This is a genomic window from Lederbergia citri (genome assembly GCF_018343625.1).
Classification (GTDB): domain Bacteria; phylum Bacillota; class Bacilli; order Bacillales; family Bacillaceae_C; genus Lederbergia; species Lederbergia citri.
The window spans coordinates 361,698-386,116 of the sequence record NZ_JAGYPG010000001.1; the positions used below are offsets into that span (position 1 = coordinate 361,698).

Annotated in this window: 25 protein-coding genes; 18 read left to right on the plus strand and 7 right to left on the minus strand. The window is 36.4% G+C overall.

The genetic code is table 11. From position 1 onward, the window contains the following. Positions 1-2: 2 nt before the first annotated feature. The 3 genes from lpdA (at position 3) to KHA97_RS01985 (ending at position 2,701) form a co-directional block, all read left to right on the plus strand. Positions 3-1,412, plus strand: coding sequence for a dihydrolipoyl dehydrogenase (gene lpdA / locus KHA97_RS01975; RefSeq protein WP_213123076.1), 1,410 nt, complete (start codon positions 3-5; stop codon positions 1,410-1,412). Positions 1,413-1,550: 138 nt separating this feature from the next. Beyond that, the gene (locus tag KHA97_RS01980; RefSeq protein WP_233713273.1) at positions 1,551-1,793 is read left to right on the plus strand and encodes a hypothetical protein; all 243 of its coding nucleotides are present in this window, start codon (positions 1,551-1,553) and stop codon (positions 1,791-1,793) included. Between the two features lie 71 nt (positions 1,794-1,864). After that, positions 1,865-2,701, plus strand: coding sequence for a polysaccharide deacetylase family protein (locus KHA97_RS01985; RefSeq protein ID WP_213123077.1), 837 nt, complete (start codon positions 1,865-1,867; stop codon positions 2,699-2,701). 31 nt (positions 2,702-2,732) lie between these two features. Here the strand turns inward: KHA97_RS01985 and KHA97_RS01990 are convergent, their stop codons facing one another. Next, positions 2,733-4,205, minus strand: coding sequence for an aminotransferase class I/II-fold pyridoxal phosphate-dependent enzyme (locus KHA97_RS01990; RefSeq protein WP_213123078.1), 1,473 nt, complete (start codon positions 4,203-4,205; stop codon positions 2,733-2,735). A 161-nt stretch (positions 4,206-4,366) separates the two neighbouring features. Here KHA97_RS01990 and KHA97_RS01995 point away from each other — a divergent pair, with 161 nt between their 5' ends. From KHA97_RS01995 to KHA97_RS02005, 3 genes are all read left to right on the plus strand, one after another. Beyond that, positions 4,367-4,645 (plus strand): UPF0223 family protein, encoded by a 279-nt coding sequence (locus tag KHA97_RS01995; RefSeq protein WP_213123079.1) that lies wholly within the window; start codon positions 4,367-4,369, stop codon positions 4,643-4,645. 212 nt (positions 4,646-4,857) lie between these two features. Continuing rightward, the gene (locus KHA97_RS02000; protein ID WP_213123080.1) at positions 4,858-5,052 is read left to right on the plus strand and encodes a hypothetical protein; all 195 of its coding nucleotides are present in this window, start codon (positions 4,858-4,860) and stop codon (positions 5,050-5,052) included. A gap of 162 nt (positions 5,053-5,214) precedes the next feature. Further along, positions 5,215-6,003 (plus strand): inositol monophosphatase family protein, encoded by a 789-nt coding sequence (locus KHA97_RS02005; protein ID WP_213123081.1) that lies wholly within the window; start codon positions 5,215-5,217, stop codon positions 6,001-6,003. Between the two features lie 190 nt (positions 6,004-6,193). Here the strand turns inward: KHA97_RS02005 and KHA97_RS02010 are convergent, their stop codons facing one another. Then, a complete protein-coding gene (locus tag KHA97_RS02010) occupies positions 6,194-6,379 on the minus strand; it encodes a YlaF family protein (RefSeq protein ID WP_213123082.1) in 186 nt (61 codons plus the stop codon). Positions 6,380-6,602: 223 nt separating this feature from the next. Between KHA97_RS02010 and typA the strand changes: the two genes are divergently transcribed. Further along, positions 6,603-8,444, plus strand: coding sequence for a translational GTPase TypA (typA, locus tag KHA97_RS02015; RefSeq protein WP_213123083.1), 1,842 nt, complete (start codon positions 6,603-6,605; stop codon positions 8,442-8,444). Positions 8,445-8,548: 104 nt separating this feature from the next. After that, positions 8,549-8,920, plus strand: coding sequence for a YlaH-like family protein (locus KHA97_RS02020; protein ID WP_213123084.1), 372 nt, complete (start codon positions 8,549-8,551; stop codon positions 8,918-8,920). Between the two features lie 45 nt (positions 8,921-8,965). Here the strand turns inward: KHA97_RS02020 and KHA97_RS02025 are convergent, their stop codons facing one another. Further along, a complete protein-coding gene (locus tag KHA97_RS02025) occupies positions 8,966-9,166 on the minus strand; it encodes a YlaI family protein (RefSeq protein WP_213123085.1) in 201 nt (66 codons plus the stop codon). A gap of 65 nt (positions 9,167-9,231) precedes the next feature. Continuing rightward, the gene (locus tag KHA97_RS02030) at positions 9,232-9,837 is read right to left on the minus strand and encodes a YhcN/YlaJ family sporulation lipoprotein (protein ID WP_213123086.1); all 606 of its coding nucleotides are present in this window, start codon (positions 9,835-9,837) and stop codon (positions 9,232-9,234) included. A 201-nt stretch (positions 9,838-10,038) separates the two neighbouring features. Here KHA97_RS02030 and KHA97_RS02035 point away from each other — a divergent pair, with 201 nt between their 5' ends. Next, positions 10,039-11,367: a PhoH family protein gene (locus KHA97_RS02035; RefSeq protein ID WP_213123087.1), complete on the plus strand. Its 1,329-nt coding sequence runs from the start codon at positions 10,039-10,041 to the stop codon at positions 11,365-11,367. 56 nt (positions 11,368-11,423) lie between these two features. Here the strand turns inward: KHA97_RS02035 and KHA97_RS02040 are convergent, their stop codons facing one another. Then, positions 11,424-11,918: a peptidyl-prolyl cis-trans isomerase gene (locus KHA97_RS02040; protein WP_213123088.1), complete on the minus strand. Its 495-nt coding sequence runs from the start codon at positions 11,916-11,918 to the stop codon at positions 11,424-11,426. Positions 11,919-12,125: 207 nt separating this feature from the next. On the opposite strand from KHA97_RS02040, the gene KHA97_RS02045 reads away from it, so the two are divergent. Then, positions 12,126-12,425 carry a YlaN family protein gene (locus tag KHA97_RS02045; RefSeq protein WP_233711038.1) on the plus strand — a complete coding sequence of 100 codons (300 nt, stop codon included), beginning with the start codon at positions 12,126-12,128 and terminating at the stop codon, positions 12,423-12,425. A gap of 124 nt (positions 12,426-12,549) precedes the next feature. Continuing rightward, positions 12,550-13,773 carry an FtsW/RodA/SpoVE family cell cycle protein gene (locus tag KHA97_RS02050; RefSeq protein WP_213123089.1) on the plus strand — a complete coding sequence of 408 codons (1,224 nt, stop codon included), beginning with the start codon at positions 12,550-12,552 and terminating at the stop codon, positions 13,771-13,773. 511 nt (positions 13,774-14,284) lie between these two features. Here KHA97_RS02050 and KHA97_RS02055 read toward each other — a convergent pair. Beyond that, positions 14,285-15,253: a COX15/CtaA family protein gene (locus KHA97_RS02055; RefSeq protein ID WP_213123090.1), complete on the minus strand. Its 969-nt coding sequence runs from the start codon at positions 15,251-15,253 to the stop codon at positions 14,285-14,287. Positions 15,254-16,360: 1,107 nt separating this feature from the next. Here KHA97_RS02055 and cyoE point away from each other — a divergent pair. The 7 genes from cyoE (at position 16,361) to KHA97_RS02090 (ending at position 23,027) form a co-directional block, all read left to right on the plus strand. Beyond that, a complete protein-coding gene (gene cyoE / locus KHA97_RS02060) occupies positions 16,361-17,275 on the plus strand; it encodes a heme o synthase (protein WP_213123091.1) in 915 nt (304 codons plus the stop codon). A 92-nt stretch (positions 17,276-17,367) separates the two neighbouring features. Continuing rightward, entirely contained in the window at positions 17,368-18,453 is a 1,086-nt protein-coding gene (gene coxB / locus KHA97_RS02065) for a cytochrome c oxidase subunit II (protein WP_213123092.1), read from the plus strand. Between the two features lie 27 nt (positions 18,454-18,480). Beyond that, positions 18,481-20,349: a cytochrome c oxidase subunit I gene (locus tag KHA97_RS02070; RefSeq protein ID WP_213123093.1), complete on the plus strand. Its 1,869-nt coding sequence runs from the start codon at positions 18,481-18,483 to the stop codon at positions 20,347-20,349. Beyond that, the gene (locus KHA97_RS02075; RefSeq protein WP_213123094.1) at positions 20,349-20,975 is read left to right on the plus strand and encodes a cytochrome (ubi)quinol oxidase subunit III; all 627 of its coding nucleotides are present in this window, start codon (positions 20,349-20,351) and stop codon (positions 20,973-20,975) included. Before KHA97_RS02070 ends, KHA97_RS02075 begins: the two co-directional genes overlap by 1 nt. Before the next feature lie 6 nt (positions 20,976-20,981). Beyond that, on the plus strand, positions 20,982-21,314 hold the full coding sequence (gene ctaF / locus KHA97_RS02080) for a cytochrome c oxidase subunit IVB (protein WP_213123095.1): 333 nt from the start codon (positions 20,982-20,984) through the stop codon (positions 21,312-21,314). Positions 21,315-21,590: 276 nt separating this feature from the next. Continuing rightward, on the plus strand, positions 21,591-22,502 hold the full coding sequence (gene ctaG / locus KHA97_RS02085; protein WP_213123096.1) for a cytochrome c oxidase assembly factor CtaG: 912 nt from the start codon (positions 21,591-21,593) through the stop codon (positions 22,500-22,502). 63 nt (positions 22,503-22,565) lie between these two features. Further along, the gene (locus KHA97_RS02090; protein WP_213123097.1) at positions 22,566-23,027 is read left to right on the plus strand and encodes a DUF420 domain-containing protein; all 462 of its coding nucleotides are present in this window, start codon (positions 22,566-22,568) and stop codon (positions 23,025-23,027) included. A gap of 294 nt (positions 23,028-23,321) precedes the next feature. Here the strand turns inward: KHA97_RS02090 and ytvI are convergent, their stop codons facing one another. Continuing rightward, positions 23,322-24,377, minus strand: a complete 1,056-nt coding sequence (gene ytvI / locus KHA97_RS02095; protein ID WP_213123098.1) for a sporulation integral membrane protein YtvI — start codon at positions 24,375-24,377, stop codon at positions 23,322-23,324. Positions 24,378-24,419: the final 42 nt, after the last annotated feature.

Below are 24,419 nucleotides of genomic sequence, written 5' to 3' on the forward strand. Positions count from 1 at the left end.
AAATGGTAGTAGGAGATTTCCCTATTGAAACAGATACAATCGTCATCGGTGCAGGTCCTGGAGGATATGTAGCCGCTATTCGTGCAGCACAACTTGGACAAAAAGTTACCATCGTAGAAAAAGGAAGCTTAGGCGGTGTGTGCTTGAATGTTGGATGTATCCCTTCCAAAGCATTAATCGCTGCATCACATCGATATGAGACAGCAAAACATTCAGACGATATGGGAATAAAAGCTGAAAATGTAACAGTTGATTTCACAAAAGTTCAAGAATGGAAAGCCGGCGTAGTAAACAAATTAACAAGTGGTGTAGAAGGTCTTCTTAAAGGGAATAAAGTAGAAATCGTTCGCGGTGAAGCGTACTTTGTCGATGATCACAGTATTCGTGTGATGGATGAAAATTCCGCGCAAACATATACTTTTAAAAATGCCATTATTGCTACTGGTTCACGTCCAATCGAATTGCCAAGCTTTAAATATTCAAAACGTGTTATTGACTCTACAGGTGCTTTGAGCCTAGAAGAAATCCCAAGTAAGCTAGTTGTAATCGGCGGTGGTTATGTTGGTACTGAATTAGGTACTGCATATGCAAATCTTGGCTCTGAAGTGACAATTCTTGAAGGTGCAGATGATATTTTAAGCGGCTTTGAAAAGCAAATGACTGCACTTGTTAAACGTAACTTGAAAAAGAAAAATGTGGAAATTGTAACTAAAGCAATGGCTAAAGGCGTTGAGGAAACTGAAAATGGCGTCAAAGTAACATATGATGCTAAAGGTGAAGAAAAAACAATTGAAGCTGATTATGTACTTGTTACAGTGGGTCGTAAACCGAACACTGATGAGCTTGGACTTGATCAAGTTGGAATTAAAATGACTGATCGTGGAGTTATTGAAGTAGATAAACAACTTAGAACAAGCGTAAGCAATATTTTCGCAATTGGTGATATTGTTCCTGGTCCGCCATTAGCACATAAGGCATCGTATGAAGGGAAAATCGCTGCAGAAGCTATTTCTGGCCATCCTTCTGAAGTAGATTATTTAGGCATCCCGGCTGTAGTATTCTCCGAGCCTGAACTTGCAACGGTAGGATATACTGAAGCGCAAGCAAAAGATGAAGGCATTGATATTAATGCTGCTAAATTCCCATTTGCAGCTAATGGCCGTGCATTAGCTTTAAATAACACTGATGGGTTTGTTAAACTTGTCACTCGTAAAGAAGATGGTTTAGTCATTGGTGCGCAAATTGCTGGTCCAAGTGCATCAGATATGATTTCAGAGCTTGGCCTAGCCATTGAAGCAGGAATGACTGCTGAGGATATTGCGATGACAATCCACGCCCATCCAACATTAGGTGAAATTACAATGGAAGCTGCAGAAGTAGCACTTGGAACACCGATTCATATTGTAAAATAAATTTGCCAAAAGGCTGTCTCAACTGAAGTACTATTACTTTCAGAAAGGGGACAGCCTTTCATTTTCGGGAATGTATTTGCATAAAATCATATTACTTTAACGATTCGTGCAAAAACATGTGAAATGACGGTGATTTAGATGGTGAAGAAATATGTTGCTCTTCTACTACAATTAATCATTTGGAGCGGTTTTACACTTGCAGAATGGCTTTCTGGAAAGGATCATCTCGTATCGAAGGTCATATTATTCATCGTGTTTAGTTATCTCGCGATATTATTAGCAAGGAAAATAGTTGATTCGAGTAAAGATACCTTTATCATTACCGTTTTAAGTTTATTCACATATGGATTGCTGCAATCAATGCTACATTTTTTACTATAATTCCTTGAACGCTATAAATATACAAGTCTATAATAATTATACGTATACTTACAGCTAGAAAGGGGAACGGTATGAGATTTATAGTCACCATATTTATTGCAGCAATTGTATTAGCTGCATGTAGCAGCACATCTACACAGAAGGAAGAAAAAAAGGAAAACAATCAGTCTCTGACAGAAGAAAAAAAATCTGACTCAGTAGTAAAAGAGGAAGAACAGAAGCTAGAAGATAATACTGAAGAAGAAAAAGTTGAGGAACAACAGGCTGAAGAAACTGTTCCTGAGTATAGAATGAATGCAGTTTTTGCCCTTGAGCCAATTGAGAAGGCAAATCCGAAAGTTGTTCTACTGACGATTGATGATGCCCCTGATAAATACGCCCTTGAAATGGCTAAAACGTTAAAAGAATTAAATGCACCAGCGATTTTTTTCGTTAATGGACATTTCATCAATTCACCTGAAAAAGAAGCTATTTTAAAGGAAATATACGATCTCGGATTTGAAATTGGTAATCACACATTCTCACATGCAAATTTGACTACATTATCTCAAGAAGAGCAAAAAGAAGAAATTCTTACTGTCAGTGATAAAGTTGAAGAAGTAACTGGGGAACGTCCTAAGTTCTTCCGTGCACCATTTGGAGCTAATACCGATATCAGCAAACAAATCGCTGCAGAAGAAAAGATGCTTGTCATGAACTGGACATATGGTTACGATTGGGAAAAGGACTATATGTCAAAGGATGCAATTGCGGATATTATGGTTAATACAAACTTATTAGTAAACGGTGCGAATTTACTAATGCATGATAGAGAATGGACTAATGCAGGGTTAGAGCAGATTGTTAAGGGTTTAAGGGAAAAAGGATATGAAACATTAGATCCAAATTTAATTGAAACGCCTAAATAAAAAGAGAGGCTCATTGCCTCTCTTAAATATTTTACTTGATTGCTTCAAATTCTTTGATAACTCTAATCGTCTTTAATGTTTCGTCTTCAAGTCCTTGGACTGGTAAACCTACTTCAGTATTTTTTCTAATATACAATAGATTCTCTTCCGTAATAATCTCGCCTGGTATAAAAATAGGGATACCTGGTGGGTAAACCATAATAAATTCGGCACTAATCCGTCCAGCAGATTCTCCGAGAGGGACAGTTTCTGTCTCGGAATAAAAGGCATCCCTTGGACTCATAGCCAAAAGAGGAATATCAGGTAGAATTACATTATGATGGTTTGCAACATCATCCACTTTTCCGAATTGCTCGGATAATTTCTCTAATGCTTCAATCAGTACGGCGGCCTCTACTTCAGAGTCTCCAGGGGTGATGATACATAAAATATTATATAAATCAGATAGCTCTACTTCTATTTGATACTCATTTCGGAGCCATTTTTCAGCTTCATATCCATTTATACCAAGGTCTTTTACAGAGATGATTAGTTTGGTTGGATCATAATCGAAGACAGCGTCAGACTCAAGAATATCTTTTCCAGGACACGATAGATGAGGGATAGTATTAACCTTCTTGCGAATTGATTCAGCAAGGGAGATTGCCCTTCCGATAAGATCTCTTCCTTCTATTGCAAGTCTTCTTCTAGCTGTATCGAGTGAAGCGAGTAATAAATAAGAAGTTGATGTAGTTGTAAGCATACTAATAATGGATTGTACCCTTTGTGGAGATACAAGTCCTTCGCGAACATTTAATACAGAACTTTGCGTTAAAGATCCACCAAGCTTATGCACACTTGTTGCTGCCATATCGGCCCCTGCTTCCATTGCGGAAATAGGCAAGCCCTCGTGGAAATGAATATGCACCCCATGAGCCTCGTCAACTAAAACTGGAACATGATGTGAATGGGCAATTTCGACTATTTTCTTTAAGTCTGCAGCTATTCCAAAATAAGTTGGGTTTATTACGAGTAATCCTTTTGCATCAGGATGCATTTGTAAAGCCTTTTCAACCGAATCTGTCGTGATTCCATGGGAAATTCCTAATTTCGAATCGATTTCAGGATGGATGAAAATAGGTGTAGCCCCAGAAAAGACAATCGCTGACATTACTGACTTGTGTACATTCCGAGGTACAATAATTTTATCCCCAGGCCCACAAACAGACATAACCATTGTCATAATTGCACCACTTGTCCCTTGTACAGAGAAAAAAGTATGGTCAGCCCCGAAAGCTTCGGCTGCTAATTTTTGTGCCTCTTTTATCATTCCTTTTGGCGAATGCAAATCGTCTAAGGGTGCTATATTAATTAAATCGATAGATAATGCATTTTCTCCGATATAATTTCTAAATTCTGGATCCATTCCAGCTCCTTTTTTATGTCCAGGAATATGGAATTGAATTGGATTGGATTTGGCATGCTGCACCAGTCCCGTAAATAACGGAGTTTCATATTGGGACATTGACGTCACATCCTTTAGTTTAGATAGAAAAATCATGAAACAAGAACAAATTATAACATCAATATTTTGTTTTTCAAAGGGATATATGCATAATCAAAATATTGGTATACGTCTTTATAAGTAAACGAATAATAAATATATGTTTTAAAGGAGCGGTAGATATGGAATATCAATATCCCTTTTCGCTAGATTGGACTACTGAAGAAATCGTTGATGTCGTTCATTTTTTTCATGCCATTGAAAAAGCCTATGAAACGGGAATCGAAAAATCAGAACTCATGAACAGATATAGGAGGTTTAAAGAAATTGTCCCGAGTAAAGCAGAAGAAAAAAGAATAGATAAGGAATTTGAGGAAGTAAGTGGATATTCTTCGTATAAAACAATTAAAAAAGCAAAAGAAGCAGAGAATCAGATGATGATTCAAATGGGAAGTAGGTAATTTCCACTTTAAATACCAGGTGTATTACGTTTATGAAAGTTGGTAAACGGGTACAAAAAAGCAAAAGCAATCATTGCTAATTTGTTTAATCTTTTAGACAGGATAGGTGAACACACAATTTTGTTACCGGCAATATTGCGGCAACATACAATACAATAAGTAAACCCGAAAGTTGAATAAATCTACAACCATTTCGGAAGGGGTGTATTACCATGAAACAAGTAGTGAATGCATATAGGAAAAAGAGTTTGGATAAACAAAAGCTTGCTGTACTACGTTTAGAGTTAAACTATGAGTTAGCAGTTCTTTTTGACGCTTTGCAAGAAAATGATGAAGAAATGAAGGCAAAGACAAAGCGTAAACTGGAAAGAATTCGTTCAGAATTAATCAAACTTGAAGCGTTGTGAGTTATGAAAAAATGAGGATAACTAGATATTTAATTAAACATTGAAACGGACTCCCATGGATGGAATTAATGGGTAGTTCGTTTTTATTCTATACTGCAACTTGAATTTACAAGTGGTTTTCTCTAAGCTTATTGTTAGATAGAATGTCATGGAGGAATTATTATGGTCAATTGGTCAATAGTAGATTCGGAAGTTAAGGAATGGCTAAGAGAAGCGGGTAAAAACATTATTGCTTCATTTGAAACAGCCTTACAAATAGATACAAAAGCTGATGCAAATGATTTAGTGACTAATATCGATAAAGAGATAGAACAGCTTTTTACAAACCATATTCGAAGAAGATTCCCCTCTCATAAGATATTAGGAGAGGAAGGATTTGGTGATGAAATCAAAAGCATGGATGGTGTCATCTGGATAATTGATCCGATTGATGGAACAATGAATTTTATCCATCAACAGAGGAACTTTTTTATTTCAATTGGAATATTTGAAAATGGAGAAGGGAAGCTTGGCTATTTGTATGATGTAGTACATAATGAGCTATATTTCGCTAAGCGTGGGGAAGGAGCCTATTGGGATGACATAAAACTCCCAATGCTTGAAAAAGTAGATGTCAGTGAAGCTGTTATTGGACTTAGTGCTGCTTTATTAACATCAAATGACTCAAAAAACACACTGATTCCTTTAGTAAAGGATGTAAGAGGAACGAGATCGTACGGTTCCGCCGCTCTCGAATTTGCTTACGTTGCAACTGGTCGGCTCGATGCATATATTAGCAAGATGCTTTCACCTTGGGATTTTGCAGGCGGAAAAATCATCGTGGAAGAGGTTGGCGGTGTTGTTACAGATTTAAAAGGCAAATCACTTAATTTGCTGGAAAAGAGCCCTGTAATTGTTGCAAAACCAGGACTTCACGCAAAATTAATCGAAGAATATTTTCAAGACAATTAAAGTGATACTTTGGCTCCCTACTAATGAGATTGATGTCCGTTTAGAGCTAGACAAATTAGGGAGCCTCCACTAAACGCTTGGCGGGTCAGTGAAGGCTCCCTTAAACTTTTCTTCCGCTGGGAACTCGCTATTTTCGCTTAAATCACCATCAAAAACTAAAATGATCTTTTATGGAGAACAATTTTTTTATCTACAATTTCCCCTCATCTCTCATTTTTTTCTTCGTTTTAAATCCATAAGTCATCACTGCTACTAATATGATGAAGCAAATAATCATTCCAATATAACTGTTTGTGCCTACTGAAATTCCAATTCCTACTATCGAAAAAGCCCCTATTGTTGCCAATAATAAAAGATTCCACTTGATTCCATTCATCTTTTCTGCCTCCTTAAAAATCTATTTTACAAAAAAAATTCCAAATCTTCTACAGCATATGATATAATACTTCAGTTAAAAATAAATTTAAAATGTTTAGCACAAGCGAATGTCGACTAGTTAAACTTCTTGTCTTATTCCCAATAGATAAGTCAGAGGTGTCCGTAGTTCATTTGTCGATCAGCAAGACGCTTGAGCTTTTCTATTAGCGGGAGGAAACACCTTGAAATTTAGAGAAGACATACGTAATATTGCTATCATCGCACACGTCGACCATGGTAAAACTACGTTGGTTGACCAGCTTTTAAAACAGTCAGGAACATTTAGATCAAATGAACAAGTGGCAGAGCGCGCTATGGATTCTAATGATATTGAAAGAGAGCGCGGAATTACAATCCTAGCAAAAAATACTGCCATTCAGTATAAAGATACCAAAATAAATATACTTGATACTCCAGGCCATGCTGACTTCGGAGGAGAGGTCGAGCGGATTTTAAAAATGGTTGATGGTGTTTTATTAGTTGTAGATGCTTACGAAGGTTGCATGCCTCAAACACGTTTTGTATTAAAAAAAGCATTGGAACAAAAATTGACACCAATTGTTGTTGTGAACAAAATTGACCGTGATTTTGCGCGCCCAGAAGAAGTAATTGATGAAGTCCTTGAGCTATTCATAGAATTGGATGCGAGCGACGAACAATTGGAATTTCCTGTTATATATGCTTCAGGAATTAAAGGAATAGCGACAAGAGATATGAACGAGCCTGCAGAAAATATGGAAGCATTATATGAGACAATCATTGACTTTATCCCTGCTCCAATTGATAACAAAGAAGAACCATTGCAATTCCAGGTTTCATTACTTGATTATAATGATTATGTAGGAAGAATCGGGATTGGAAGAATTTTTAGAGGTTCTATGACAGTTGGACAGCAAGTTGCTATCCTCAAGCAGGACGGTACAACTAAGCAATTTCGTGTTACGAAAATGTTCGGATTTTTCGGTTTAAAAAGAGTGGAGATTAATGAGGCTTTTGCAGGAGATCTAATCGCCGTTTCAGGAATGGAAAATATTGATGTTGGAGATACCATTTGTCCAGTCGAGCATCAAGAGGCACTCCCTGCATTAAGAATTGATGAACCAACGTTACAGATGACCTTTTTAGTAAATAACAGTCCTTTTGCTGGAAGGGAAGGCAAATATTTAACATCACGAAAAGTGGAAGAACGTCTCCGCAGTCAGCTCGAAACAGATGTTAGCCTTCGTGTAGAAAACACAGATTCACCTGATGCTTGGGTTGTTTCTGGAAGAGGAGAGCTTCATCTTTCTATCTTGATCGAAAATATGAGACGGGAAGGTTTCGAATTACAAGTATCTAAACCACAAGTCATTGTCAAAGAGATAGACGGTGTAAAATGTGAGCCAATTGAAAGGGTTCAAATTGATATTCCAGAAGAACATACTGGCGGTGTCATTGAATCTCTTGGGTCTCGAAAAGGTGAAATGCTTGATATGATAAACAACGGAAATGGACAAGTTCGTTTAGTATTTCACGTTCCTGCACGAGGATTAATTGGATACACAACTGAATTTATGTCATTAACCAGAGGTTACGGAATCCTAAATCACACCTTTGACAGTTATCAACCAATGCAACAAGGAAAGGTTGGTGGAAGAAGACAAGGTGTTCTAGTATCGATGGAAACGGGAAAAGCAACTACTTACGGTATTTTACAAGTAGAAGACCGGGGTACAATTTTTGTAGAACCAGGAACTGAAATCTATGAAGGTATGGTTGTTGGTGAGCATACGAGGGAAAATGACATTACTGTCAATATAACCAAAACAAAACATGCGACGAATGTTAGATCCGCAACGAAAGATCAAACTGCAGTCATCAAAAAACCTCGTATTATGTCTCTGGAAGAAGCACTAGAATATTTAAATGACGATGAATATTGTGAAGTAACCCCAGAATCAATCCGTTTACGTAAAAAAATATTAAATAAAAATGAGCGTGAACGAATTGCCAAAAAGAAAAAGTATGCCGAAATGGAACAATAGATGAACAAATAGTATAAATATGCTATGCTATACTCGGCCCCTCAATAAAGGGGTCGAGTTTTCATATATGGTAATTGTTTGAGAGAGAGGAAAGGTAAGGTAAGATGAACCTATTACATATCGGAGATTTTATACTGGCACTTACAACTTCAGATCTTAGAGCGATAAATAATTTTTCTCCCACTTTAAGGTTTTTTTATGAACTGACGAATAGTGCATCAGCTGCTAATTGGTTGCTATGGTTAACGATTACAGGATTAGCTATTTTAGTCTATAAACTAGGTTTTGCAAAGAAACTACCCCTAATGAAATCGGCGATTATTTATCTTTTCTTAATTGTCGGCTGCTTGTTTCTAACTTTTTTAGCGATTTTCCTCCCAATTACAGAAGGACTTATGGTGGCAGCCCTCATACTTATTATCTATAAAATAAGATTAAATCGTGAAAAAAAAGCAGGTACTTTTAATAAAAGTTAATGAAAAACCCAGTATTTTCTCTCATGGAAAATACTGGGTTTTTATTTAAAAATCATCATCCTGTGTATCATAGCTATACAGTTGAAAAGAACCGCTCGCTATTCTTGCTTCTGTTTTTGTTTTAATTCGCTCATGGCAGCTTTGACACATATAAGTATGGATTGGTCTATTGCGTAACTTTTTTGCTAATGAAGAATCATCATCTAGTTGTGATTCTTTATCGCATAGGACACATTTTACTCTCATCGTAAAACACCTCTGAAGAATATAAACATTAATTCTTCTTAGTATAGCACGATATGAATTGTTATTTAACTGCTTTTTTCATTAGTCTGTTTTTGTTGCTCTTTTTCTAATTCTCTATCGTTTTGGTTGTTCATTTGCTTTTTCGGCTGCTTAACTGCATTTTCTGGGTTTTTACCCATTTCTGGATTAGGTGCATCAGGGATTACTCGTCCAACTATGTCTGATAATTCATTCATTATGCCTTGTATAGGTCTACCAGCTGCCATATCTCTTCTTATTTCTTTTAATCTGGCATTGATATCAGGATCTGCAACAACGACTGCTCCGGCTCCTTGAGGATCGTGTTTTAATCCTTCGGCAACCGAATATTTAATGGTTCCAACTTTTGACCTATCAACGTTAGCATCTACATCAATTCCCACAATCGCAATATTACCTAGAACCACAGCGGTGGCTCCATTTACATTTGGAACTCCTGCAGCAAGATTTGCGAGGTGATTAGCACGCTGTTCATCAGAATAGTTATTGTTTTTATTAATGTTAATATGGCTATTTTTAACGGATACTCCACGGGGCATAACTTCGGATTGATTATTGTATCCAGTTTGACCATTATTAGTACTGCATGCAGAAATAAGCATTAGAAATGTGATGATTAATACTTTGCGCATCCGTATCCCTCCAAAAAGTAACTTCCTGTTTAGCTCCGATTTTTTACTTAACTTCTTGACTTATTTTGCTTTTATCTTCTATCTTTATTCAGACTTTCATATATTTCATAAAATAGACGAATCCTCCGTAATGTTGTTTCTCCTGACACCGGGCAACGTTCAAGAACATAAGATATTAAAAAGGAGCAGGAGGCATCAATTTTGACAAAAATTTACGTGTTAGATACGAATGTCTTGCTTCAGGAACCGAATGCAATCTTTTCTTTTGAAGATAATGATATCGTCATTCCCGCTGTTGTACTTGAAGAGGTAGATTCTAAAAAACGTTATATGAACGAAATCGGCAGGAATGCAAGGCATATTGCGAAATTGATTGACAGCTTTAGATCGAAAGGCAAGCTCCATGAAAAAATACAGCTTGAGAATGGAGGGACACTTCGTATAGAACTAAATCATCGTTCCTTCCAACAACTTCAAGAAATTTTTATCGAAAAAACAAATGATAATCGAATATTGGCAGTTGCTAAAAATATTGCACTTGAGGAAGAAACGAAGGCTGAAGGTAAACCAGTCATTCTCGTAAGTAAAGATGCCCTTTTAAGGGTTAAAGCGGATGCGTTGGGGTTACATGCAGAAGATTTCACTAATGATCGTGTGGTTGAAATAGATGATATATATTCAGGTGTAGGGGAGCACTATGTAAGCTTAGATACATTAGGTCATTTTTATGAAAAAGGAGAAATATTTGTACAGGAACATCGAGATCAGAAGCATTATCCTAATCAGTTTTTAATTATAAGAGACGAACTTGGAAGTTCCGCTTCTGGTATAGGAATCATCGATGCATCTGGTACGATTCTAAAGAAGTTGATAAACCATAGTGATCCAATTTGGGGAATAAAACCAAGGAATGCCCAACAGACAATGGCTATGGAACTACTCGTCAGGAAAGATATTCAACTCGTGACAATGACAGGAAAAGCAGGGACAGGGAAAACCTTACTGGCACTTGCTGCTGGTTTAATGCAAACGGAAGATTTACGCATTTATAAAAAGTTGCTTGTTGCTCGCCCAATTGTACCTGTCGGGAAAGATATTGGCTACTTACCCGGCGAGAAAAAAGAGAAGCTTAGGCCGTGGATGCAGCCCATATATGATAATTTGGAATATTTATTTAATACAAAAAAACCTGGTGAAATTGACGCTATTTTAGCAGGAATGAGTTCTATTGAGGTAGAAGCCCTTACGTATATTAGGGGTCGCAGCATTCCAGAACAATTTATAATAATAGATGAAGCACAAAATTTAACAAAGCATGAAGCCAAAACGATTTTAACTAGGGTTGGGGAGGGGAGTAAAATTGTATTCATGGGGGATCCCGAACAAATCGATCACCCATATTTAAACGAATACAATAATGGCCTCACATATGTTTTAGAAAGTTTTAAAAGAGAGCCAACGGCAGGACAGGTTAAGCTTGTAAAAGGAGAGCGATCAAGTCTTGCTCAATTAGCTGCAGACTTATTATAAAATTATAAAAAAGATCCGCCACCGGGAAGTGACGGATCTTTTTATTTTAATTTGTATTATTCCACTCTAAACCCTTTTACATTTTTTATGGGGTCATGTTGATTAGAACCGTCAGAATACAATATATGGACAGGCCCATCATCTCTAAGCGGCTTTCCTTCCTTTGAATATTGAAGGATAAGGTTATATCCTTCTTTAAGAGGCATTCGAATATCTTCTGTCTCAGTTTCAATAACTAGTTCACTGGCATCTTCAAATGGTTCTGCATTTTTTAAAAAGGGATCAAACAGGATTCCAAATGTCCCAGTTAAAACTTTGACCTTTTCAAATTGACGCTCTGATTTCAATGTTGGCGGAGCAACATTACCTTCCTTAATTACTCGATCCCAATGTTTTGAGACAACTGTAAATTCTTCGTCGTCATTTTCCTCTTGATTGTCTTGTATAAAATATGTATTTAAGTCAATACGGCGATCATCAAATATCCAAACGCCGGCATCAAGTGTAATTGGAAACTTTACTTTTCCTTTTATCGACATTATCGTGTTCATTTCTACAACTCCTTTCTCATTAATAAAGTATAACTTGTAATTTTTAAAAATAAAAGTATGACTCCTTACTCTAATAGGACAAAAAGACTCGTTCCACTTGCATTTTGGACATATTAGAGGTAGAATTTACAGATAGTATTGTCTGTTTGTTTATAAAAATCAACATGAAAATATGAACTTGAATATTTTGATAGACGCGTTGTTCTAATGATAAGGGGGATTAAAGTGGTGTCTGATATTCAAATTGATCATAGGGAGAAAGCCTATGCACTGCTTAAGGCGGACGCAGATAAGATTTTGCGTTTGATACAGGTGCAAATGGACAATTTAACAATGCCGCAATGCCCTTTATACGAGGAAGTACTGGACACGCAAATGTTTGGTTTATCTCGTGAAATAGATTTTGCTGTACGTCTTGGATTAGTGGACCAAAAGGATGGAAAAGAGTTAATGGGTTCGCTGGAAAGACAACTTTCAGCTCTTCATGAAGCATCCTTAAAAAAATAAGGGTTGTATGTAGCAACTGTAATGTATCAAAACTCAAACAGTTTAATTCAATTGTTTGGGTTTGTTTTATAATTACTGATGTATTCTCCTATATAGAAACTCAATCAAAGATTGGAAGAGTTTTATGTTTAAAAAAATCATCAAATCCTATGACTATTCCATTATTGCTGTATACATATTACTTTGTTTGTTTGGACTTGTGATGGTTTATAGTTCAAGTATGGTTAGAGCAGTTCAATGGTACGAATATCCTCCCGATTTTTTTTATCAGAAACAAAAAATCAATTTACTAATAGGTTTTATTGTTTTCTTGTTCTTTGCTATTTTTCCGTATAAAGCATATCGTAACAAAAAATTCCTTATTTTAATGACTGGAATGGCGATACTTGGTCTATTTGCAGTAGCGGTAATAGGACACACTACGAATAACGCACAAAGCTGGATTAGTGTAGGTGCTCGAAAAATACAGCCATCTGAATTTGTGAAGTTGAGTGTAATCATATACCTTTCAGCGGTATACGCAAATAAACAACGTTATATCGATCATTTCAATAAAGGTGTTTTCCCACCGATATTTTTCCTGTTATTTGTCTGCTTTTTAATAAAAATAGAACCGGATAATGGAACAGCTTTTATTACACTTTTAATAGGCATGTCCATCATACTTTGCTCCGGGATGAGTTTTCGTTCTATTTCTAAGTTAATATTACTTTGCCTAATGATTGGATTAGTACTTTCTCCTTTTATTATAATGAAATTTGATAAGTTTTTTACGGAGGGGAATAAGGGCAGGATTGTTGGGTTCTTAGATCCTTTTGGAACATATCAAAATGAAGGAAATCAGTTGGCCAATTCCTATTTAGCTATAGGTTCAGGTGGAATAAAAGGTCTCGGATTGGGACAAAGTGTGCAAAAACTAGGATATTTACCAGAACCACATACTGATTTTATTATGGCGATCATTGCTGAAGAACTTGGAGTATTTGGTGTAGGCTTTGTACTGTTAGGACTAGCGTACCTCGTATTGAGAGGCATTTTTATTGGTATACGAAGTCGGGACTCTTTCGGTAGCATGCTTGCAATAGGAATCGCTTCTATGATTGGAATACAGTCATTTATAAATCTTGGTGGAGTATCGGGGTTAATCCCTATTACAGGTGTAACACTTCCTTTCATTAGTTACGGAGGCTCCTCGATCCTAGTTTTATCAATAGCAATGGGCATTCTTGCGAATGTAGCCATGTTTAAAAATTTTGAGGATAGGTATGGGAAGAAAAATAGTAATCCTGAACAACCTTCGCGAATTGTACAACCGACTTTTCAACAAAAATATAATTTCCGTCAATAAAAACACATTAGTAGCACAGACCCAGACCATGGTTTGTGCTACTATTTTTTTATAATAGAGTAATCCGAAGACGAACAAACACTAGGACTAAACAGAGTCAGTTTTGAAAAACCCACCTACTTCACACTCTTATGTAAATCAGAACACTTGACTAGAAATATGAAAGGGGCTGTCTAATAAGTCACTAAAAATAAAACAAATGTAGAAAAAAACGGGTCGTTTATCTCTAATAGATGGCACATACTTGATTTTGGAACAATGTTGATTGGAGCGGAAGGTGTGAGACGCCTGTGAGAATACGGGACATTGGAGATCCCGCAGATTAGAAAAGCGAAGGCGACTGTTCAGCGTTGTACGAGAGGGAGACTTTCACGCACTGAGTTAATGGAAACATGGCGAGGCTGGAAAAGCGGAAGGCGGAAATCAACGGACCAGATAAGAAGAAACAAATAAATAAAAAGAGAGGGGCTTCTCAAAAGTCAATTAATACGACTTTTGGGACAGTCCCTCTTTAATGAATAATTGCTTCTGATGATTTAACTTTTGTACTTGAAGAATGATCAACAGATTCTTCTGCATTTATATGATTATTACGTGTAAGTAACATGAGGAAATAGCTTAATAAGCCAAATAAAAATGATATAAACAATGCATGAGCAAGTGCAAAGTAAATATTCAAACTTGTTATTACCACGATGGCTCCAGCCGTTACTTGAAGTGTAACGATAATAAATGCAATAATCCAGCCCCAATACATCACTTTTTGATGTTTATAATGTTTCATAGAAATTATCATAATATAACCAATCCACAGGAAAATGATTCCTGCAGCAAGTCGATGGCCCATTTGGATCCATTCATACATATTATTAGGAAGAGAGAAACTCCCATTTATACACATTGGCCAGTCTCTGCATACTAGACTTGCATCGGTATGTCTCACTAAGGCTCCAGTATATACGACTGCATAACTGTAAATGGTTACTCCAATTATATGTCTCTTCATTCTTTTATCGATAACAAGATTATTTGTATCGAATTTTTGATCGACTTCAAAAATAAGTAATGTTAAAAGAAAAACAGCTGCGAAAGAAATGAGTGATATTCCAAAATGAAGTGCCAAAACAAATTTCGATTGAGGCCATAAAACAGCTGCAGCACCTATTAATGCTTGCAGCATTAAGAAAGTAATTGAAAGAATAGCAAGAGTTTTAGTTTCCTTTTTATGTCCGATAGCTTTCCAAGACCATATTGCAAGGGTCAATACGAAAATTGCTGCACTGCCTGAAACAAGGCGATGAGCTAATTCAATTATCAACTCAGAAGTTATTTCTTTTGGTAACCATTCTCCATTACAAAGTGGCCATGATCTTCCGCATCCCATACCTGAATCAGTTTTCGTCACCAATGCACCACCTAGTAAAACTCCTAACATGATTATAGTAGTAGTGACAGAAAACCATTTTAATTTCCGGTGCAATTTATCACCTTCTTACATATTTATCATTTTTTGTGCTAAGGAAATTATAGATTGGACATTTTGAATAACTTTTAAGAAGGGAGTTCCCATCTAGCGCAAGCAGACAGTGAGTAGAAACTTTCGGTTTCTGTTGCATAAGTTAACATCGCCTAGGCTTAGTTCAGCTGCAGGAGTTTGCGCTTTTATTCTTTAATAGTAATAACATTACCGATACTACATAAACATATGAAAAAATACAACTGACAATATTGTTACAGATTTTCCGAACGAGAAAGCCCACTACGGTAGGATAGTACCCCTTTAGTGGTGGGATGAAAGTGAGGTCAAATACGGAGTGGCATAGAAAAACAAAGGTTTGTGCCACTTCAAGCATTTGAAATCCTTTTTTAGCCGTTTATAGTATAGCATTCAATCACCCGTTTCCACCACCTTTCACACAATAGAGGGGAACGTATAATGTGGCTACCGAAGCTATGCAGACGTAAACGCCTCTATCAACATTGCTAAAAGCGGTAAGTAGTTTCGCAATAGAAAAGGTGGCGGAAAAAATTAGTGTCGTGGTCACAGCGGCACCGCCTATTTCGGTACATGTGTAGCATAGATACATAGAAAGGAACGAAGTAGGGAAATTAGAGGCCCTTAACTTGCAGGCTGTTTAAAAACAGAAATGGATTGCGAACGGAAAGTCATGCAAGAATCCCACTCGTTCACCGTAAGGTGTAGAGCTTGCGGCTTTAGCCGTGGAAGTCTCAAAAAGGAATCTATCGATTCGATTACTTGATTAACATGGAGTAATTTGTTAAAAATGGATACAGATAAACCAATTGTCAATATATTGTCATGGTTTGGACATACTCTAATCACGAGGATTGTACAATATCGTCATAAATTATGATTTAATATGTAATTGGACCGTAATTTTTTTCATTGCTTTCAGTACATTATTTTTGCCAAAATATGCTACAATATAAAGGTTAATCTAAGTACTTCATACATAATAGAATTAATGAACATTTACTGAAATTTATACTAAAAACGGGAAAAGCAATGAGAAATGCATTATAGTTATGTATGAAATTATATTTTTTATAGAGAGGAGGAATAAGAATGGGAAACAGTCGTATTCTGACAACAATGGATGAGACATCAAGCCCTCCGAAAATTGGCTTGAAAGATTTTACTGCACTTATTAAAATTGGAATTGTCAATTCAAATTTAATCACTACATTTACTGGTCTGTGGCTAGCCTTTTTATTTACTGGGAATCATTTTCTACAGTCAATAGATATTGTTATATATACATTGCTAGGGTCTTCACTTATCATTGCCGGCTCTTGTGCACTGAATAATTACATAGATCGAGATATTGATCCAATCATGAAGCGTACTAAAAACCGCCCAACTGTGACTGGTAAAATAAGTGGTTCAAAAGTATTGACACTTGGCTTTACGTTCGTAGGTCTTGGATTGATAATGTTGTTTATGACGAATATTACAACAGGCATTGTTGGTATTATCGGTGTGTTTAGCTATGTTGTCTTATATAGTCTCTGGTCAAAGAGATTGTATGTCAGCAATACAGTCATTGGTAGTATATCTGGCGCAGTTCCTCCTTTAATTGGTTGGGCAGCTGTTGATCCGTCATTGCCGCCTATGGCATGGATGCTTTTTCTACTAATGTTTGTATGGCAACCACCCCATTTTTACGCATTGGCTATGAGAAGGGTAGACGAATATAGAGCTGCATCTATTCCCATGCTGCCAGTTGTAAAAGGATTTGCTATTACAAAGAGACATATCCTTATTTGGGTAGCTTTATTATTGCCAATTCCATTTTTCATGTCCTCACTAGGAATTCCTTTTATCATCCTAGCTACGCTCCTTAATATTGGTTGGCTTGTAATGGGGATTAATGGGTATAGAAATAAGGATGAAAAAAAATGGGCTACACGCATGTTTGTATATTCGATTAACTATTTGACGATTCTGTTTACTGCAATGGTAATATTATCGGTTTTTTAAAGGGAATTCTTTCTAACATTAGAAATCCAAATACTGAAGACTTGGTCTTAATGACCACGAAGACACATATGAAAGAGGGGTTTAATTAAACTATGAAACAATGGCTGCAAAAAGGGCGTCTTTTGTCAGTTTTTGCGTTATTAGCGCTTGTTCTTTCTGGTTGCGGCAAGCCTTACCTGTCTGCACTAAAGCCAGCTGGTGAAGTTGCTAAACAGCAATACGATCTCATAATGTTCAGCTTAGGCATCATGACTTTGGTTGTTGTTGTAGTATGCGTCATTTTCGTTTTGGTTATCGTTCGCTTTCGCCGTACAAAAGAAAATGAACATAAAATACCTAAACAGGTTGAAGGAAGTCATACTTTAGAAATTGTTTGGACGATTATTCCTATTATTTTACTATTAATTCTTGCTGTTCCTACAGTTGCCGTTACATTCAGTCAAGGTGATGTAGCTGCAATGGACGAGAAAGATGAGGAAGGTAATCCTACAGCATTAGTAGTAAATGTTCGTGCTCATCTATATTGGTGGGAATTTGAATATCCTAATTTAGGTATTGTCACGAGTCAAGATCTTGTTATACCTACGGAAGAAAGAGTTTATTTTAATTTGACTTCTGCGGATATTAAACACTCTTTCTGGATTCCTCCATTAGGTGGAAAACTTGATACAAATCCTGACAACATTAATAAGTTCTTCCTAACTGTAGATCAAGATAAAGCAACTGAAGTGGGAGAAATTTTTTATGGTAAATGTGCCGAGCTTTGTGGACCTTCCCATGCATATATGGATTTCAAAGTGAAGGCGTTGCCTAAAAATGAATTTGATCAATGGGTCGCAGACATGCAAAATACTAAAGCACCTACTCCTTCAACAGAAGTAGCGAGTAAAGGTGAAGAAATCTTCAACAACAGCTGTCTTCAATGTCACGCAATTGATCCAAGTAATGAAGCACCAGCAGCAGGAAGAATTGCTCCAAATCTTGCAAACTTTGCAGAGAGAGAAAAAATCGCTGGTATCTTAGATCATAATGAAGATGAATTAAAAAGATGGATTAGAGAATCCGATGAGATTAAACCAGGAAATAAAATGCCTGTTTTCTCAAAAGAACAGATTAGTGATGCAGACTTAGATGCTCTTGCAGCATATTTAATGGAGCTTAAAGTACAAAATAAATAATAGCTCCGAAACGAAGGAGGTTTAAATGTGAGTAGTATTGCTCAAAAAAGAGGCTTCGGTGCAACAGTTTGGGACTATATGACAACTGTCGACCACAAGAAGATTGCCATACTCTATATCGCGGCAGGTGGATTCTTCTTTCTACTCGGTGGAATCGAAGCAATGATTATTCGTATTCAATTGGCTGTTCCTGACAGTGGTTTTGTCAGTGCTGGATTATTTAATGAAATGATTACGATGCATGGTGTAACGATGATTTTCCTTGCCGCCATGCCGATATTAATTGGTTTTATGAACTTAGTCATGCCGTTGCAAATTGGTGCACGGGACGTTGCCTTTCCTTTCTTGAATTCATTAGGTTTTTGGTTATTTTTCTTTGGAGGATTGCTTTTAAACCTTTCTTGGTTCTTAGGGGGAGCGCCAGATGCCGGTTGGACATCATATGCTTCGTTATCACTTAATTCCCAAACTCATGGAATTGACTTTTACGCATTAGGACTTCAAATATCAGGTTTTGGTACGTTAATGGGTGGTATTAACTTCCTAGTAACCATTATTAATATGCGTGCGCCAGGGATGACATATATGCGTATGCCAATGTTCTCTTGGACGACTTTTGTTGCATCTGCTTTAATCCTATTTGCTTTCCCGCCATTAACAGTTGGTTTATTCCTTCTTACATTCGATAGAATGTTCGGGGCAAACTTCTTTAATGTGGCTATGGGTGGTAATACGATTATCTGGGAGCATCTCTTCTGGATTTTTGGACACCCTGAAGTATATATTTTAATACTGCCAGCATTCGGTATATTTTCTGAAATTTTCTCCACATTCTCAAGAAAGAGATTGTTCGGGTATTCCTCAATGGTATTTGCAACTGTCTTAATTGGTTTTCTTGGATTCATGGTGTGGGCTCATCACATGTTTACTGTTGGTCTAGGAAATATAGCAAACGCAATTTTTGCCGTTGCATCATTTGCTATCGGTGTTCCGACTGGTATTAAAATATTTAACTGGTTGTTTACGATGTGGGGCGGAAATATTAAATTTACTACACCTATGCTTTGGGCGGCTGCCTTTATTCCTTCCTTTGTAATGGGTGGGGTAACAGGTATCATGGTTGCTACTGCACCTGCAGATTATCAATTCCATGATACATATTTCGTAGTTGCTCACTTCCACTATGTAATTGTAGGTGGAGTTGTATTCGCTATATTAGCAGCTACACATTTCTATTGGCCGAAAGCATTTGGTACGATGCTTAATGAGACTCTTGGAAAAATTACATGGGCACTTTTCGTAGTAGGTTTCCATTTAACTTTCTTTATCCAACACTTCTTAGGTTTAATGGGAATGCCACGCCGTATTGCTACTTATCTTGACGGTCAAGGTTTAAATACCGGAAACTTAGTTAGTTCAATAGGTGCTGGTTTAATGGCTTTAGGTATTATTGTACTCTTAATCAATATTGTGATTACATCTGTTAAAAATGTTAAAGTTGGAAATGACCCTTGGGAAGATGGAAGAACTCTTGAATGGGCGCTGCCGTCACCGCCACCTTTTTATAATTTCAAACAACTACCATTCGTTCGTGGTATTGACACTTACTGGATCGAAAAGATGGAAGGTAAAAAAGGAGTCACACCTGCTGAGCCTTTAGGAGATATTCATATGCCGAATGGATCGATTCTCCCTGTGTTTATTTCACTAGGTTTCTTTATCGCTGCATTTGGTAGTGTTTATCGTGTTGAGAAGCCATGGGGACTCGCCGTGTTAATTATCGGACTTGTAGTTGCATTTGGCTCTATGTTACTAAGATCTTTAAAAGATGATCATGGTTTCCATATTCCAAAATCGGAATTAACGGATGATAAAGATAAGGGGGTAAGGGCATAATGCATGTTGAAGAACAATTTACACCAAAAACATGGCCTGAGGCACCCGAAAGAGCAACATTAGAAGGTAAAAACAAATTTTTGGGTTTTTGGTTCTTCCTTGGAGGAGAAACTGTATTATTCGCGTCTTTCTTCGCGACATATTTGGCTTTAAAGGATAAAGTTCCAAAGCAAGGCGATCTAGTTTCAACAGATTTATTTGAACTGCCATTAGCCTTTATCATGACTATGGTACTTTTAACAAGCTCTATCACAAGCGTATATGCTATTTACCATATGAAAAATTATCACTTTAAGAAAATGCAGGCTTGGTTACTTATTACGGTACTATTGGGATTAACTTTCCTTGGGTTTGAAATATATGAATTTTATCATTATACTCATGGATTAGGATTCGGCTACACGCACAGTGCATTCAGCTCTGCATTCTATACACTTGTTGGATTTCACGGTGGGCACGTAGTTTTCGGTCTTAGCTGGATTATAGCCCTTATGGTGAGAAATTCAAAAAGAGGCTTGAACTTAGCTAATGCACCAAAATTTTATATTGCAAGCCTATACTGGCACTTTATTGACGTAGTATGGGTATTTATTTTCACTGTCGTATATTTAATGGGGATGGTGTGATAAAAGATGGAAAACCAACAAATTAATTCTGGCAATGCCAGAGTAGATTATGAATATCGCCGGAGAAGAAATGCAGAGGAAATGCGTCATCAAGTTATTTCCTTCGCGATCTCCATATTCTTGACTCTAGTAGCATTCGGTTCCGTTTTGGCTGGATTTGATAAATGGTTCGTCGTTCCATTTATCTTAATGCTAGCTATCGTACAAGTAATTTTTCAGTTGTATTACTTTATGCACATGGCTAATAAGGGGCATGAAGCACCACAGTTATTTATTTACGGAGGGGTCATTATTGGCTTTGCAGCAATACTAACCTTCCTTACAATTGTTTGGATCTAAAAACATATCGAAGCCAGCCAAAATTTATGGCTGGCTTTTTTCGATTCTTAGGAATTTATTAATTGGAACTTTGCAGATAACTTTTAAGGAGGTAGTTCCGTCTAGCTCCAGCGCCTAGCAAACTTTCGGTTTCTTCCTACGATAAGTCAACATTGCTCTTGCGCTTTTGTTCTATTTGGATTGTTCATGAACTTGTCATTTGGCTGCGTTGAAGTGTGATATGTAAAAAAGGTATAATAAATATGGGCTTAATCCAAATAACGAGGTGACAGAGAAATGCCTTTAAGTATTTTTGGATTCCGAGCATTGTGGAGTCCTTATTTTCTTCTATTTACACTTTTACTGATTGCAGGGTTTTTTTATATAACTATAAAAAAGCGGCATAAATTTAAAGACAGTGAGCCATTAAAGCCAAGTCAAGCAGTTTTATTTCTTTTAGCTATGATTCTGCTATATATCATTAAGGGTTCTCCAGTAGACTTGGTTGCTCATATTATGTTTACATTCCATATGGTACAAATGGCTTTCCTTTATTTAATTATTCCGCCGATTCTCATTGCAAGTGTACCTAATTGGCTTTGGGAAAGAATCATTGATTTGCCTTTTATTAGAAAAATATTTAAATTTTTCACTAAGCCATTGATTGCTCTAGTATTATTTAATGGATTGTTTTCTATTTACCATATCCCTCTGGTAATGGATTATGTTAAAATGAACTTCTTTTTACATGCCATTTATACAATTATTTTATTTATTTTTGCCATTTTCTTGTGGTGGCCATTAATAAATAAATTACCTGGTCATCATCAACTTCATGGTCTTAAGAAGTTAGGTTATATCATTGGTGATGGAGTTTTGTTAACACCAGCATGTGGGCTCATCATTTTTGCTCCTGCAGCGATGTATGCCACTTATACTGATGGGGACATGTGGCTGAAGGCTATGGCTCTTTGTGTACCTGGAAGTACATTATCAGGATTATCGATCAGTGGACCAGAATTATTTACAAACATGAAAGCGATAGAAGATCAACAGCTTGGTGGAGTACTTATGAAAATTATTCAGGAAATTGTTCTAGGCTTTATGCTTATAAAAATATTTTTTGAATGGTTTAAAAAAGAACAAGAGGATGCTGAGAAAATTAATGAAGCGGCGTTGCTTCAAAATGAACCTCATCCTGCTGAATAATGGACGCTATCTAAAAATTTTAGATAGCAAATACATAATAGAATTAGGGGATTGATTTACAATATGATGGTTCCAATATTGCCGACTATTAGTACAGCTTGTATCGTAATTAGTGCGATACTTGTAGCAATAGGCTGGGGGAAAATAAGAAAAAGAGATATCGATGGTCATCAAAAAATTATGACGCTAGCTGGAGTATTTGCTTTAATATTTTTTGCCATTTATTCTAGTAGAACCATTTTTATCGGAAATACATCTTTTGGTGGCCCAGATGAATATAAGATTTTTTATACGATATTTTTAATCTTTCATGTAACTCTTGCTACTGTTGGAGCCGTATTAGGTATAATATCTTTAGTTACTGGATATAGAGATAAACTCTCTTTCCACAGAAAACTAGGACCTATTACTAGCATTGTTTGGTTCTGTACAGGTTTTACAGGTGTGATCGTATATTTATTGCTTTACGTTATTTATCAAGGTGGAACTACGACTTCTCTAATTAAAGCCATATTAGGATTATAGTAAGAAAAGCCCAAGGCGTCCGTTCAGCGACGTACAAACTTTTTAAGCTTCTGACGAGATAAAGGAAACACGGCGAGGGACGAGCCGATGTTGACTTATCGTAGGAAGAAGCTGAAAGTTTGCTAGTCGCTGGGCGCCTGGAGCTAGACAGGACGGACACAAATTTCGTAATAATTCTAAGTGAAAATTTATACTTTCTTTAACAGAAATAAGAGGACGCATGTTAGCGTCCTTTTTATTATTCAATTATTTTAGTAGGTGCGAAGAACATTTGCATTAAAGTATAGTAGAATCTTATATTTTGAAGTTCAGTTTTATTAATCCCGCCTCTTTAGCTGATTTAAATACAATAAGTAGCGTCGGTCCAATAATTAAACCTAAGACGCCTAGCAATTTTAAACCGAGAAACATGGAAATTAACGTAGCAAGTGGTGAAAGCCCCATGTGTTGACCCATTACTTTCGGTTCGACTGTTCTTCTAATTATAAGTAAGATGACTGCTAAAATAGCAAGCTTTGTACCTAAAGCAATATTGCCTGTAAAAAATTGATACAATGACCAGGGAGCTAATATTACGATAGAACCGATAATTGGAATTAAATCAATAATCCAAATGACAAGTGTCATGATGATTGCTACTTTAGGGGCGATAATAATTAGTCCGATAAAAGCAACAAGCAAAATAATTAAGCTGACTAAAAACTGAGCTTTAAAAAATCCAAAAATAACTGAAGATAATCGTGACGCCATAAATTTAACCTTTTCAGAGGTTTTGTCGGTCATGTATTTATATATTCCTGACTTAAGCCTTGGCAAATCAATCATAAATAAAAACAATGCGATCAGATAGACCAAAATGCTAACTAAATAGTTTGGAATATACGATAAAAATGCACTTATATTTTCAATCTTTACATACGTTTTTATGCTTAACATAAAAGACTGTAAAAAATTATTTACTTCATCAGTAATAGCAGTTACGAATTCATCTGGAAAGTCTTGGGCGGCCCTACTAAAATATTCTTCGTAATTATTCCACATAACGGTTAATTCATGAATATAACCTGGTGCATCCTCTACTAATTTGATCCCTTGTGAAATAGCTTTTGTAATGATAAAAAAGATTGCAAACCCCAAAATAAGTGTAAAAAGTGTAAACACAATAATGATGGATAATTGTCGTTTAAGCTTCATTTTTGATTGAACTAATTTTACAGCTGGTTCTAGCGCTAATGCGGTAATTATCGCGATGATGAGGGGGATGGAAATAGGTAAGATGTAATAAAAAAATAAAGCTGTTAAAATTACGAGTATAGTGATAATAACAAATCTTTTTGATATTCCAGACAAATTAAAACCCCTTTCCCTCACTGAGTACTTTTATACATTATA